10 protein-coding genes are annotated in these 12434 nt (G+C 63.3%); 3 read left to right on the plus strand and 7 right to left on the minus strand.

Annotated elements, in window-relative coordinates:
* Positions 1-11: 11 nt before the first annotated feature.
* Together GGR44_RS05285 and GGR44_RS05290 are read right to left on the minus strand one after the other, a co-directional pair.
* Entirely contained in the window at positions 12-1562 is a 1551-nt protein-coding gene (locus GGR44_RS05285) for a glycosyltransferase family 29 protein (RefSeq protein WP_183954423.1), read from the minus strand.
* On the minus strand, positions 1555-2442 hold the full coding sequence (locus tag GGR44_RS05290) for a polysaccharide pyruvyl transferase family protein (RefSeq protein WP_183954424.1): 888 nt from the start codon (positions 2440-2442) through the stop codon (positions 1555-1557). Before GGR44_RS05290 ends, GGR44_RS05285 begins: the two co-directional genes overlap by 8 nt.
* A 215-nt stretch (positions 2443-2657) precedes the next feature.
* On the opposite strand from GGR44_RS05290, the gene GGR44_RS05295 reads away from it, so the two are divergent.
* Positions 2658-3794, plus strand: a complete 1137-nt coding sequence (locus tag GGR44_RS05295; RefSeq protein WP_183954425.1) for an aminotransferase class I/II-fold pyridoxal phosphate-dependent enzyme — start codon at positions 2658-2660, stop codon at positions 3792-3794.
* 42 nt (positions 3795-3836) lie between these two features.
* Here the strand turns inward: GGR44_RS05295 and GGR44_RS05300 are convergent, their stop codons facing one another.
* Positions 3837-4118 (minus strand): hypothetical protein, encoded by a 282-nt coding sequence (locus tag GGR44_RS05300; protein ID WP_183954426.1) that lies wholly within the window; start codon positions 4116-4118, stop codon positions 3837-3839.
* Positions 4119-4254: 136 nt separating this feature from the next.
* Here GGR44_RS05300 and GGR44_RS05305 point away from each other — a divergent pair, with 136 nt between their 5' ends.
* Both GGR44_RS05305 and mtgA read left to right on the plus strand, forming a co-directional pair.
* Positions 4255-5550, plus strand: coding sequence for an MFS transporter (locus GGR44_RS05305; RefSeq protein ID WP_183954427.1), 1296 nt, complete (start codon positions 4255-4257; stop codon positions 5548-5550).
* A gap of 49 nt (positions 5551-5599) precedes the next feature.
* On the plus strand, positions 5600-6319 hold the full coding sequence (mtgA, locus tag GGR44_RS05310) for a monofunctional biosynthetic peptidoglycan transglycosylase (protein ID WP_183954428.1): 720 nt from the start codon (positions 5600-5602) through the stop codon (positions 6317-6319).
* Between the two features lie 55 nt (positions 6320-6374).
* On the opposite strand, the gene GGR44_RS05315 is transcribed toward mtgA, so the two are convergent.
* From GGR44_RS05315 to GGR44_RS05330, 4 genes are all read right to left on the minus strand, one after another.
* On the minus strand, positions 6375-8915 hold the full coding sequence (locus GGR44_RS05315; RefSeq protein ID WP_183954429.1) for a TonB-dependent receptor: 2541 nt from the start codon (positions 8913-8915) through the stop codon (positions 6375-6377).
* A gap of 365 nt (positions 8916-9280) precedes the next feature.
* Entirely contained in the window at positions 9281-10549 is a 1269-nt protein-coding gene (clpX, locus tag GGR44_RS05320) for an ATP-dependent Clp protease ATP-binding subunit ClpX (protein WP_183954430.1), read from the minus strand.
* 133 nt (positions 10550-10682) lie between these two features.
* A complete protein-coding gene (clpP, locus tag GGR44_RS05325) occupies positions 10683-11318 on the minus strand; it encodes an ATP-dependent Clp endopeptidase proteolytic subunit ClpP (RefSeq protein ID WP_183954431.1) in 636 nt (211 codons plus the stop codon).
* A gap of 93 nt (positions 11319-11411) precedes the next feature.
* Positions 11412-12389 carry a glycosyltransferase family 2 protein gene (locus GGR44_RS05330; protein ID WP_183954432.1) on the minus strand — a complete coding sequence of 326 codons (978 nt, stop codon included), beginning with the start codon at positions 12387-12389 and terminating at the stop codon, positions 11412-11414.
* Between the last annotated feature and the right edge of the window lie 45 nt (positions 12390-12434).

Raw genomic sequence — 12434 nt, forward strand, 5'->3', positions numbered from 1 at the left:
CCTCGGACCAGCTATCCGAAGAGGCTCTCGAAAATCGCAGCTTCGGCTTCCCAGTCGTGGATCATCGACGGGCGTTCGGCGCTGAAATAATGGGCGCGACGTTCTCCCTCCAACTGGTCGAGGAAGGAAAAGCCGAAAAAGTCGTCGCGCGACAACGCGCCGCGCCGTTCGGCCAGCGCCGTGGCCACGATCAGGCCGACGCTGGGCGTGGCGCGCACCCGCATGGCGGCGGCGTGGTAGCAGGACCACGGCAAATAGCCAAAACGCATCCCCCCTTCATACAGGTCGAGGATATGGTCCCAATCGCGGCTCATGCGAAAAACGACATGGCGCAGCAACACCACCGTATCCTGGGGATAGCTGTCTGGTTTCAGCGTGTCCTTGTTGATGATGGTGCGCACCGCAAAGTCGGTGCGCACGCCATAATCGCGGTCAAAAGGCGGCGCGACGCTATAGTCGTTGAAGCGGATGACCTGGCGGTGAGCGTCGATGGCGGCGCCCCGTCCTTTCCCCACCTCGATCGGCGAATTGCCTACGACCGCAACCGATTGCGCGGGATCGGCCAGGACCGACAAAAAATGCGTCGCTTCCCGCTGCATCGCGTCGAACATCAGGCGGAAACGATGGCTGTGCATCTTCCGCGCGAAGCCATGGCTGGCCAGATATTGCGCCAGCGGAAGCGACCTCGCCGCATCCTCCTCCAGCCGCCAGCGATGCTGTTCATCATCCATCGGCCCCAGCACGTCGGCCAACAGGCCCGCTTCTCCGGCTGTGGCGTAGAGCAGGTCGCGGAACACCAGGTTTGCGGGGCGCTCGGCGTGGGCTTGCCGCAGATCCGCAATCAACGACGCCGAAGGCCCCTCGCGCAACCAGCGATAGCGGTAAATCGCGCCGCGACAGTTCATGTCCGCCCAGCAAGGCGCCAATTGGGCGCGCCGCACGACATCGTCGGCCTCGTCATCGAAACGCCGCCACAGGTTGAGCAGCAGCACATCCTCCTGCACGCGCGCCCATTCTGGCGTCGCCGGTTCCATATGCCGCGCGCGCAACGCATGGGCCAGCCCATGCTGGTCCAGCGCGATCAGCCTGGTCGTGATGAGGAAGATCATGCCCGACAGCAGGACCGCGCCGCCCTCCGCTCGCACCAGCCGCACGGCGCGCTCCACCTTGTCCCGGCAATCGTCGAAGCGGCAGTCGGCGGCATCGCGCATGGCGGCCTTGGCAACGCCCCACCAATTGTCGGCATCGCCCTCCGCCCGCCATATTTCAGGGCTGTTGGTCGCCAATTTCGCCAATTGGGTGACGAACCAGAGCGAGCCCTTCTGCTTCCACCGCGCGTCCGTCAAAACCCGCAGCCCCCTATGGAGCCGCCCCGCCAGCAACAAGGTCTGCGCGGCGACGCGCATGTCCGGCTGCGCGAGCGCCCCCCCGGAAAGCAAATCCGTCCACAGGTCAGCGGCGGTCGTAATATCCTGCGCCCCGCTTGCCTCACGCGCGCGCGTGATTGCCGCTGTCCGGTCCAACAGCTCCGAACTGATTTCCGGGCGCGCGTCTTCAGCCAAGCGCTTGCCCCACCAGTTCGACGATCCGCGCGGCATCCGGCCGAACGTCGGGGATGGAGGGCGACCAGTCGACATCCCCCACTTGATCGGGCGTGTAGAGCGGGATTTTCTTTTCCAGCAGGCCAAAGCGGGCATCCCGATCCTTTCGGCAAAGGATCACCGGCACATTCAGCCCCAGACAGGGCGACGCCACGTGCAGCAGCGACGTCACCACCATTGCCGCCTCGTCGCGATAGCGGTCCAGGATGGAATGTTCATATTGCTCCACCTGCATCATCGCTTGCGCCGACAAAGGATATTCAAACACCGGCAGCCGATGCGCGACATATTCCGTCCGGCCTAGCAGTTGATCGGGAATGGTCCGCAATATTTCGGCGGGCAGATGCCCCGCCTTTTCGCCAAAAACCACCAGCAGCTTGCCATCCTCCAGCGGCGCCGGGCGCGGCGGCAGGCACATGGTGATACATCCGGTGACGAAGGCCTCGACCCCCACCTTCGCCAGCCATGCCGCTGTCGCAGGGTCGCGGCAGCCTATGGGCTGATGCGCGGCCAGCCAGTCGCGATGCTGGCGGATGGCGGCGGGGTGATTAACGCGAAAGCCGACAAATATCGGCCTGACCTGCGGCGGCGGCGGCAGATGATGCGCCCAGAACACGCCGTTCATGATCAGTGTCGCGGGCGGGCCATCATAACTGGTCAGCGTATCGCGATCCAACGTCACCATGTCGGCATCGTTTACGCCAAGCTGGCGATAGACATGGCGTGCGGCGATGGACTGGGCATTGTCGCCCAGATTGATGGAATAGCTGCCCCGGTCCGCGAGATCGGCACGGAAGGTATCGAACCCGTGATAGCTGAAGCCCAATACGCCGAATTTCATGGGCGGATCCTGCTGCCTGAAGTTTTGGAAAGCGGCTTTGCCATGATGCGATTGGTCCTGCCCCCGGTGGATGTCGCGCCGCGTCGACGACAGGCCCCATCTTCTAGGGCCATTCGGTCGATGCGCAACCTGTAGGGCGGCGCCACCTTCAGCATTTGCACGCCGCCGCCGGTCATTCTTGTCCCGCGCGCGCCGATGAATTAGGCGACCAGTCCATGATCGCCGCCATTGAACCGTTCCACGCCATCGCCATCAGCCGCGAGGCCCATGCCATGGAGGCGGCGGGGCGGTCGGTCATCCATATGGAGTTCGGCCAGCCGTCGACAGGCGCGCCTGCGGCCGCCATCGCGACCGCGCATCATGTGCTGGACACCGATCCCATGGGCTATTGGGAAAGCCCGGCGCTGAAGCAGCGGATAGCGGGCCTCTATCGCGAGCGGCATGGCGTGGCGGTGGACCCGGAACAGGTCATCCTGACCTGTGGCGCATCGCCGGGGCTGGTGCTGGCGCTCACCTGCCTGTTCACGCCGGGAATGCGGGTGGCGACGGCCCGGCCGGGCTATGTCGCCTATCGGAACACGCTGAAGGCCCTCTATCTGGAGCCGGTCGAGGTCGCCTGCGGCCCGGCGGAGCGATACCAGATCAGCGCGAAGGCGCTGGCGGCGCTCGACCCCGCGCCCGACGGCCTGATCCTCGCCAGTCCCGCCAATCCCACCGGCACGATCATCCCGCCCGACGAACTGGCCGCCATCGCGCGACTGTGCGCGGACAGGGGCATCCGCATCATCTCCGACGAAATCTATCATGGGCTGAGTTTCGACGCACCCGCCGCGTCCATGCTGGAACATGCGCCCGGCGCCATCATCGTGAACAGTTTTTCCAAATATTTCAGCATGGCCGGGTGGCGGCTGGGCTGGATCGTAGTGCCCCCTGCGCTGGTCGACGCGGCGCGGGCGCGCATGGGCAATCTGTTCCTGACGCCGCCGGTGCTGGCGCAGCGGGCGGGGCTGACCGCCTTCGATTGCGCGGACGAACTGGACGGCCATGTCGCCACCTATCGGCGCAACCGGGCATTGTTGCTGGCGGCGCTGCCTGCCCTCGGCCTGTCCAGCATCGCGCCGCCCGACGGCGCCATTTACATCTATGCCGATGTCGGTCACCTGACCAATGACAGCCTGTCCTTCTGCCGACGCCTGTTGGCCGATACCGGGGTGGCGACGGCGCCGGGCGTCGATTTCGATCCGGTCGACGGCCGCCGGTTCATCCGAATCAGCTTCGCCGTGTCGACCGACCGGGTGGAGGATGCGCTCACCCGCATGATCCCTTGGTTTCAGGCGCAATCCCAACGCTGAGCACACCGTCATCATGGCCGAAGGCGGCAAAGCCCGTGTCCTTCATTCCCCGTCCCGACGCGCTTCGCATGATCGCGCCGGACGCAGCAGATAGCGCCAGACGCCAACCGCGTTGATGATGAGCAGTGCGACATTCTGATAGCCGATGCCGTCGCTGTCCGGTGACAGAAAGCCCCACAGGATCAACGTGATCGACGATGTGACGAAAAGGACGAAGGCCCAGCCGGTCACGCGTCGCCCCAGATTGAGCGACACCAGCAGCGCCGCCAGCGTCGCTGTGGCCGCGCCATAATATTGCAAAGCGGCAAGCACCCAATCCGCCATCCCGTCATCCATTCTCCGCTACAGGGCATAAATCTCCGTCGGGGGAGCGGTTCCCCCAGTCGACAGGATGGTGGCGATGCCGGCACATGCCGATTGGCCCTTTGACAAGGGCCTGCATCTTCCCAATGGCTAGGATATGACGATCTCCAACGCTCTCGCCCTCCGCTTCCGCGCCCGAGGCTGGCATTATGGCTGGGTGGTGGCGGCTGCCACTTTCCTGACGATGCTTTCGGTGGCGGGCGCGGTCGGCGCGCCCGGCGTGTTCATCCGCCCGTTGCAACAGGAATTTGGGTGGAGCGCGGCCGATATTTCCGGCGCGCTCGCCATCCGTTTCCTGCTGTTCGGCGGCATGGGGCCCTTCGCCGCCGCCTTCATGAACCGTTTTGGCGTGCAGCGCATGGTGCTGATCTCGCTGGCGATCATTGTTGGCGGACTGCTGTTGTCGCTGGGCATGGCGCATTGGTGGCAACTGGTGCTGTTGTGGGGCGTGGTGATCGGCGTTGGCACGGGCCTGACCGCCATGGTGCTGGGCGCGACCATCGCGACGCGCTGGTTCGTGGCGCGGCGCGGCCTTGTGATGGGGATGCTGGCGGCGAGCACGGCGACGGGGCAGCTTGTCTTCCTGCCGCTGCTCGCCGGGATGACCGATGGGCTGGGCTGGCGCGCGGCCGCGCTGGTCGTATGCGGGGCGCTTTGCATCGCGGCGATTGCGGTGTTGGCGCTGATGCGGGACCGGCCCGCCGACATGGGCCTTGCGCCCTATGGCGGGACCGAAGCCGACGCCCTCGCCGCCCCGCCCGCCAGCCTGGGCGCGCTGCTGCTCGGCCCGCTGCGCGTGCTGCGCGATGTGTCGCGCGATGGCGTGTTCTGGATACTCTTCCTCTCCTTCTTCGTCTGCGGCGCCAGCACCAATGGGCTGGTTCAGACCCATTTCATCGCCATGTGCGGCGATTTCGGGCTGGCGGCGGTGGGCGCCGCCTCCATGCTGGCGATGATGGGGCTATTCGATTTCGCCGGCACTCTGGGATCGGGATGGCTGTCGGACCGGTTCGACAATCGCTGGCTGCTGTTCGTTTATTATGGCCTGCGCGGCCTGTCGCTGCTCTACCTGCCGTTCAGCGACTTCTCGCTCTACAGCCTGTCGATCTTCGCCGCCTTTTATGGCCTCGACTGGGTGGCGACGGTGCCGCCGACGGTGAAGCTGACGGCGCAGCGTTTCGGGGCGGAGCGGGCCAACATCGTCTTTGGCTGGATATTCATGGGGCATCAGCTTGGCGCGGCCAGCGCCGCCCTGGGCGGCGGCCTGTCGCGCACCCTGTGGCAATCCTATATGCCCGCCTTCATCGGCGCGGGGCTGCTGTGTCTGGCCGCCGCGCTGCTGGTGCTGATGATAGGGCGCGGTTCGGGCGAACGAAAAATCGCCATGGCCTGACCCACGATGGACGGATGACGGCGGCCATCAGTCCCGTTACCTTATCGGCATGAACAAGCCAGACGCAGCCGCCCCTTCCCCTGCCCGTCCCCGCCGCAAGCGCCGTTCGCGCTGGATCCGCATTCCGCTGAAGATCATTGGCGGTTTCATCCTGCTCTCACTGCTGCTGGTGGTGCTGTTCCGCTTCGCGCCGCCGCCGGTCACGATGACGATGATCATGGACGGCAACGGCATCACCAAGGATTGGACGCCCCTGTCGCGGATCGACCCCGACATGGCCCGCGCGGCCATCGCGGCGGAGGACAGCCAATTCTGCACCCATCATGGCTTCGACGTCGACGCCATCGCCAGGGCGGCGATCCACAACGCCAGCGGCGGCCGCATCCGGGGCGGCTCCACCATCAGCCAGCAGACCGCGAAGAATGTGTTCCTGTGGCAGGGCGGCGGCTTCATCCGCAAGGGGTTCGAGGCGTGGTTCACCGTGCTGATCGAGGCGATCTGGGGCAAGCGGCGGATCATGGAAGTCTATCTGAACGTCGCGGAGACCGGGATCGGCACCTATGGCGTGCAGGCGGGATCAATCCGATATTTCCATCATGGCGCAGCCAGCATGACCCGCACCGAAGCGGCCCGCATCGCCGCCGTCCTCCCCCTGCCCAAGAAGCGCGGGGCGGTCGCCCCAAAGGGCTTCACCCGCCGCTATGGCAACAGCATCGCCGCCCGCATCGGCGTGGTCCAGCGCGATGGCCTCGACGCCTGTTTGAAATGAAAAAGGGCGGGGTTTTGCGCCCCGCCCTTTCTCTGGATATTGACCTGACCGACGATCAGAAACTGACGTGCAGCGAGCCGGAAACGGCGCGCGGCGATCCGATCTGCACGAAGCCGGGGCTGCCATAAGCGCCGCTCGACAGGGTGAGCGACTGGTTCAGGCCGCCGCCGAAACCGCCGACATAGAATTTGTCGAACAGGTTGCTGACGTTGAGCTGGAACCAGGTGTTCTTGGCGCCCCAACGCTCGAGCGAGATGCGCGCGTCAAGATCGACCAACGTGTAGGCAGGAGCGGCCGCGCCGTAGATTTCGACCGGCGCCGCAGTGGTGCCGCGATAGGTCGGCAGGTTGGTGTCGTAAACATAACGCTTGCCGGTACGCTTGGCCTGGACGCCGATGGTGACGCCTTCGAAGTTGACCTCCGCACGCCCACCCAGCGTGTAGACCGGGGCGCCCGATTCACGTTTGCCGGCGGTCGGGGCATAGATGGTCGTTCCGTCCAGAACGCCGATCGCGATATCATCCTTGATCTTCGATTTCAGGTACGAACCGAAGGCGTAGAGGGTGAAATATTCGATCGGCGAGTAGCTGATGCTGCCATCGATGCCGTATTTTTCGACCTTGCCAAGGTTGCGATAGACGCTCGCGTTCAGCTCCGGATCATAGGAGGACGCGAGCCTGTTCTCGTAATTGGTGTACCAGAGCGAGAACTGGGCCTGGAGGCGCGAAGTGGTGTAGCGTGCACCCAGGTCGAAGCTGTCGGTGGTTTCCGGCGACGGATTGGCGCCATCGGTGTCGCGGGCAAAGAAGAAGGCGTTGTAGAGCGAGTCGGTGCCCGGCACAGACAGACCCTTCGAATAGTTCCAGAACACGGCGGCCTGCGGCGTGATCTTGTAATTCAGGCCGACGCTGGGGAGCAGCTTGTCATATTTGTAGGTGCGTTCCTGCGCAGCCGCCCAGGTCGGACGCAGGGTGGCGATGTTCGACGGGATATCAACGCCCGAGCCGAAACATTCAACGAAGCCCGACGCGCTGCTGGTCATGCAGTTATTGTCCAGCTTGCGCTTGAAGAAGGGCGCGCGCAGCCCCGCTTGGACGGTGAGCGCCTCGTCAAAGAACTTGCCCAGATATTCGGCGGAGAACTGGTGCAGGATAGCATAGGACAGACGATCACGCTTCTGGAGCACGTTGCCGGCAACGTCGAGCTGCGGATCGTCGACCGGGAACACGTCCAGCGCTTCGCCGGTGTTGCCAAGCAGGCCGACCTGACCGGTCTGGCGGTGACGGCCATGATCGAAGGTATAGGCGACGCGGACGCGCTGCGTGTCGCTGATGTCGTAGCGCAGCGAACTGATCACCGCGAAGCGATGGGTCTGGGTCTGGCTGGGCGCCAGCACGTTGACTTGATCGAGGATGTCGCCGTCACCATTGATGTCGCGACCGAAATAGGGCGCGCCGCCGAAATAGCCGGCGACATTGGTCACCCCCGCACCGCTGTCGAGATCAAAAAAACCTTCGCGCGCGGCCGCAGTGCCGCCGCCGTTCGCCTTCACATATTGATAGCTGGGATCGACCGTCAGGATCAGGCCGTCCGCCAGCGTGAAGCGCGAGTTGATGCGGATGTTGCCGGTGTTCGAAGGATTGAAGCGATAGTCGAACACGGTGCCGCAGCTACCCGCCGAGTCCGCAACGCCTGAGACACCGGTCGGGACCGTGCAGGGAGCGAGCGTGTAGAAGCGCTCATCCTTGTTCATCGGATAGCGGTTGCTGGAGTTGGGGCCAACAACGCGACCCTGATCGGTGTCCGTGCGCAGCGGCAGCGAGCCGAAGAAGTTGTTCCGGTTGGCGTTATAATGGCCGGCGATCGAGACGAAGTCGCCATTGCTGCCGATCGGCTGGTAGATCTTGGCGTTATATTGCTGCTTGTCGATCTGGCCGAAATTGTTGAACACATTGTCGTTGCGCGTGGTCGAGGCGGAGAACCACGCCTTGGTGCCGAAGGGCGTAAACACGCCGGTTTCGACCAGGCCGAACAGGCGGAAAAAATCATATTCGCCGGCCGCGCCGACCATCGTTACCCTGAAATCGTCCGAACCGTTCATCGAACGATAGTTGACCGTGCCGCCCGAGGCCGCCGCCGTCGGACTGTCGACATCGGTCGAACCCAGGTTGACGTTGATTTCCTCGATCAGTTCCGGATCGAGTTGCTGGTTGGAATAGATCGCATAGTTGCCGGTATCGTTGAGCGGCATACCATCGAACGTCAGCGAAACGCGATCCGGACCAAAGCCGCGAATGTTGAGCGTGCCGCCCGCCGAGCCATAAGGGTCGTTGTTGGTGAAGCTGACGCCCGGGATCAGGTTGATTGCGTTCAGGATGGTGTTGCCCGAACCCTGCTTGGCGATGATTTCCTGGGTCAGAACACCCTTCGCCTTGGTGGTGTCCGGCAGGACGACGCCGTCAATACCGGCGTTGACCTTGGCACCCGTGACGATGATCGTGTCTTCGAAATCTTGCGAGCCGGTCGACTGTGCGAAGGCGGCGGCGGGTGCGGCCATCGCGATCAGCGCGGCGCTGCACTTGAGAAACTGCTTCATATTACCCTTGTCCCTTTTTCAAGAGCGGCGCGGGGGTGCGCCCTGGCTTTACCGATCAAGCCGGGGCAGCGTCTGGCGACCTGGGGCGACAGTTCTGTGATGCTCTGGTGGCGCTTTTGCTACAGTGCATCGCCTGCAGTGCCACAATGGAGGGGGACGCGATCCGGCCCAGCGGAATCACCGGCCAGCATATCCACAAATATTTGTTTTTATTTGATATTATAGGGGATCGCGAACCCCGGCGAGCGGTGATGCAGATTTGCAACACAGCAGGATATTTTGTGCAGGCGCGGCATTGACGCAAAAGGGGCCGGCAGAGACTGCCGACCCCTTTTCTGGCCTTCCGTTACGGAAAGGCAGCTTTGTCAGGCGGCGTCGCCCGCCCGCTTTTCCGTCTCGCTGAACACGCGAATCGGTTCCTTGGTGCCCGCAACGACATCCTTGTCGACCACCACTTCGCCCACGCCCTGCATGGAGGGCAGGTCGAACATGGTGTCGAGCAGGATCGCTTCCAGGATCGAGCGGAGGCCCCGCGCGCCGGTCTTGCGTTCGATCGCCTTCTTCGCGATCGCAGTCAGCGCGTCGTCGGTGAAGCTCAGTTCGACATTTTCCATGTCGAACAGCTTGGCATATTGCTTGACCAGCGCATTTTTGGGCTCGACCAAAATCTTGACCAGCGCGGTCACGTCCAGATCCTCGAGCGTCGCGATGACGGGCAGGCGGCCGACAAATTCGGGAATCAGACCGAATTTGAGCAGATCCTCCGGCTCGCTCTGACGCAGCAATTCGCCGGTCTTGCGCTCCTCCGGCGCGGCGACATGGGCGCCAAAGCCGATGGACTTGGCCTCCAGCCGGTCGCCGATGATCTTTTCCAGACCCGCGAAAGCGCCGCCGCAGATGAACAGAATGTTGGTCGTGTCGACCTGAAGAAATTCCTGCTGCGGATGCTTGCGCCCGCCCTGCGGCGGAACGCTGGCGGTGGTGCCTTCCATCAGCTTCAGGAGCGCCTGTTGCACGCCCTCGCCCGACACGTCGCGGGTGATGGAGGGATTTTCCGCCTTGCGGCTGATCTTGTCGATCTCGTCGATATAGACGATGCCGCGCTGCGCCTTTTCGACATTATAGTCGGACGCCTGAAGCAGCTTCAAAATGATGTTTTCCACGTCCTCGCCGACATAGCCGGCTTCGGTCAGCGTGGTGGCGTCGGCCATGGTGAAGGGAACGTCGAACGTCTTGGCCAGCGTCTGCGCCAGCAAGGTCTTGCCGCAGCCGGTGGGGCCGACAAGCAGGATGTTCGACTTGGCCAGTTCCACCTCGCCGGGGCGCGAACCGTGGTTCAGGCGCTTATAGTGATTGTGGACCGCGACCGACAGGACGCGCTTGGCGCGGTTCTGGCCGATGACATAATCGTCCAGCACGTCGCAGATTTCCTGCGGAGTGGGAACGCCGCCATCCTTCTTGCCGACAAGGCCGCCCTTGGTCTCTTCGCGAATGATGTCGTTGCACAGTTCGACGCATTCATCGCAGATGAATACGGTCGGCCCCGCGATCAGCTTGCGCACTTCATGCTGCGATTTGCCGCAGAAGGAGCAGTAGAGCGTGCTCTTGGAATCGGAGCCGGTCAGCTTGGTCATCTATTTCTTCCTTCCCGGCGATCTGGCCGAATTGCCGCAATGGGCCGGGATATTTTTAGTCCAAATTACATCTTAGACCGCGCCGGCCCATTTTCACAAGAGGCGAAAATGGGCCGGCGCGGCAAAGCTTTCGTCAGGCGTCGGCCGCTTCGACGGCGCCGGGACGGCGATCGAACACTTCGTCGACCAGACCGAATGCCTTGGCTTCGTCCGCTTCCAGAAAGGTGTCGCGGTCCATGGCGCGCTCCACCGCCTCCAGCGTCTGGCCCGTATATTGGACATAAAGATCGTTGAGGCGGCGGCGGATACGCAGGATTTCCTTCGCCTGAATCTCGATGTCCGACGCCATGCCCTGCGCCCCGCCCGAAGGCTGATGAACCATGATCCGCGCGTTGGACAGGGCGATGCGTTTGCCCGGTTCGCCCGCAGCGAGCAGGAAGCTGCCCATCGAGGCGGCCTGACCGATGCAGACGGTGCCGACCTGGGGCCGGATATATTTCATCGTGTCGTGGATCGCCATGCCGGCCGTCACCACGCCGCCGGGCGAGTTGATGTACATCCAGATGTCCTTCTTCGGATTTTCCGATTCCAGGAACAGCAACTGGGCGACGATCAGCGACGCCATATGATCTTCCACCTGGCCGGTGATGAAGATGATCCGTTCGCGCAGCAGGCGCGAATAGATGTCGAAGCTGCGCTCGCCACGATTCGACTGTTCGATGACGATGGGAACCAGCGCGGCCATGGGGTCAGACATGATATTGGTCATTGTGCTCTTTTCCGGGGTAAGTGCTTTTGCCCATGTCCTACATCGGCACAAAAGGCCGATGGTTCAAGGGGGGAAGAGTCCGCGTTCGCCCAATCACGCCCGCGCGGCATAGTCCGACGGCGCGCGAAAACCGAGATAGGACAGGCGGCGGACTTCGCGACGACCGCGCACGACCGTATCAAGGATGAGGCCGCACATGCCCGACAATGTCGCCAGGATCATGAGCCCCGTCACCAGGATCGCGGTCGGAAAGCGCGGCACCAGGCCGGTTTCCAGATAGGTCAGGATCAGCGGGACCGACAGCGCGAGGCCCGTCACAGCCAGCAACGCCGCGATCAGGCCGAAGAACAGCACCGGCCGTTCGATCCGGTAAAGGGTGATGATGGTGCGCAATATGCGCCAGCCATCGCGATAGGTGGAGAGCTTGCTGACCGACCCTTCCGGCCGCGCGCCATAGGCGGTCATCACCTCGGCCACGGGCATGGCGAGTTCCAGCGCGTGGACGCTGATTTCGGTTTCGATTTCGAAACCAGCCGACAGCACCGGAAAACTCTTCACGAACCGGCGCGAAAAGACGCGATAGCCCGACAATATGTCGGTGAAGCTGCGGCCGAACAATTGCTTGAGCAGGGTCGTCAGCGCCCAGTTGCCAAAGCGATGGCCACGGCGATACGCATCTTCCTCATCGCTCTTGCGACAGCCGACCACCATGTCGAGATTGTCTTCCAGCATGGCGGCGATCATGCGCGGGGCGGCGGCGGCCTCATAGGTCGCATCGCCATCGGCCATGATATAGATGTCGGCGTCGACGTCGGCGAACATGCGGCGCACCACATGGCCCTTGCCCTGTTGCGTCACGCGGCGGACGATGGCCCCCGCCCCGGCCGCCAGTTCGCGGCTGCCGTCGCTGCTGTTGTTGTCGAACACATAAATATCCGCCTGGGGCAGCGCCTGACGAAAACCCTCGATCGTCTGCACGATCGCCCCGGCTTCATTATAGCAGGGCAGGATGACGGCGATGCGCGGTCCACCCAGTGCCTGCGCGCCCTGAAGCGCTGGAAATTCCTTCATCGCTGACGCCCTTCCGTCCCCGCACATCTTTCTGTCGGCTCCCGA

The sequence above is a fragment of the Sphingobium fontiphilum genome (assembly GCF_014196635.1).
Taxonomy (GTDB): domain Bacteria; phylum Pseudomonadota; class Alphaproteobacteria; order Sphingomonadales; family Sphingomonadaceae; genus Sphingobium; species Sphingobium fontiphilum.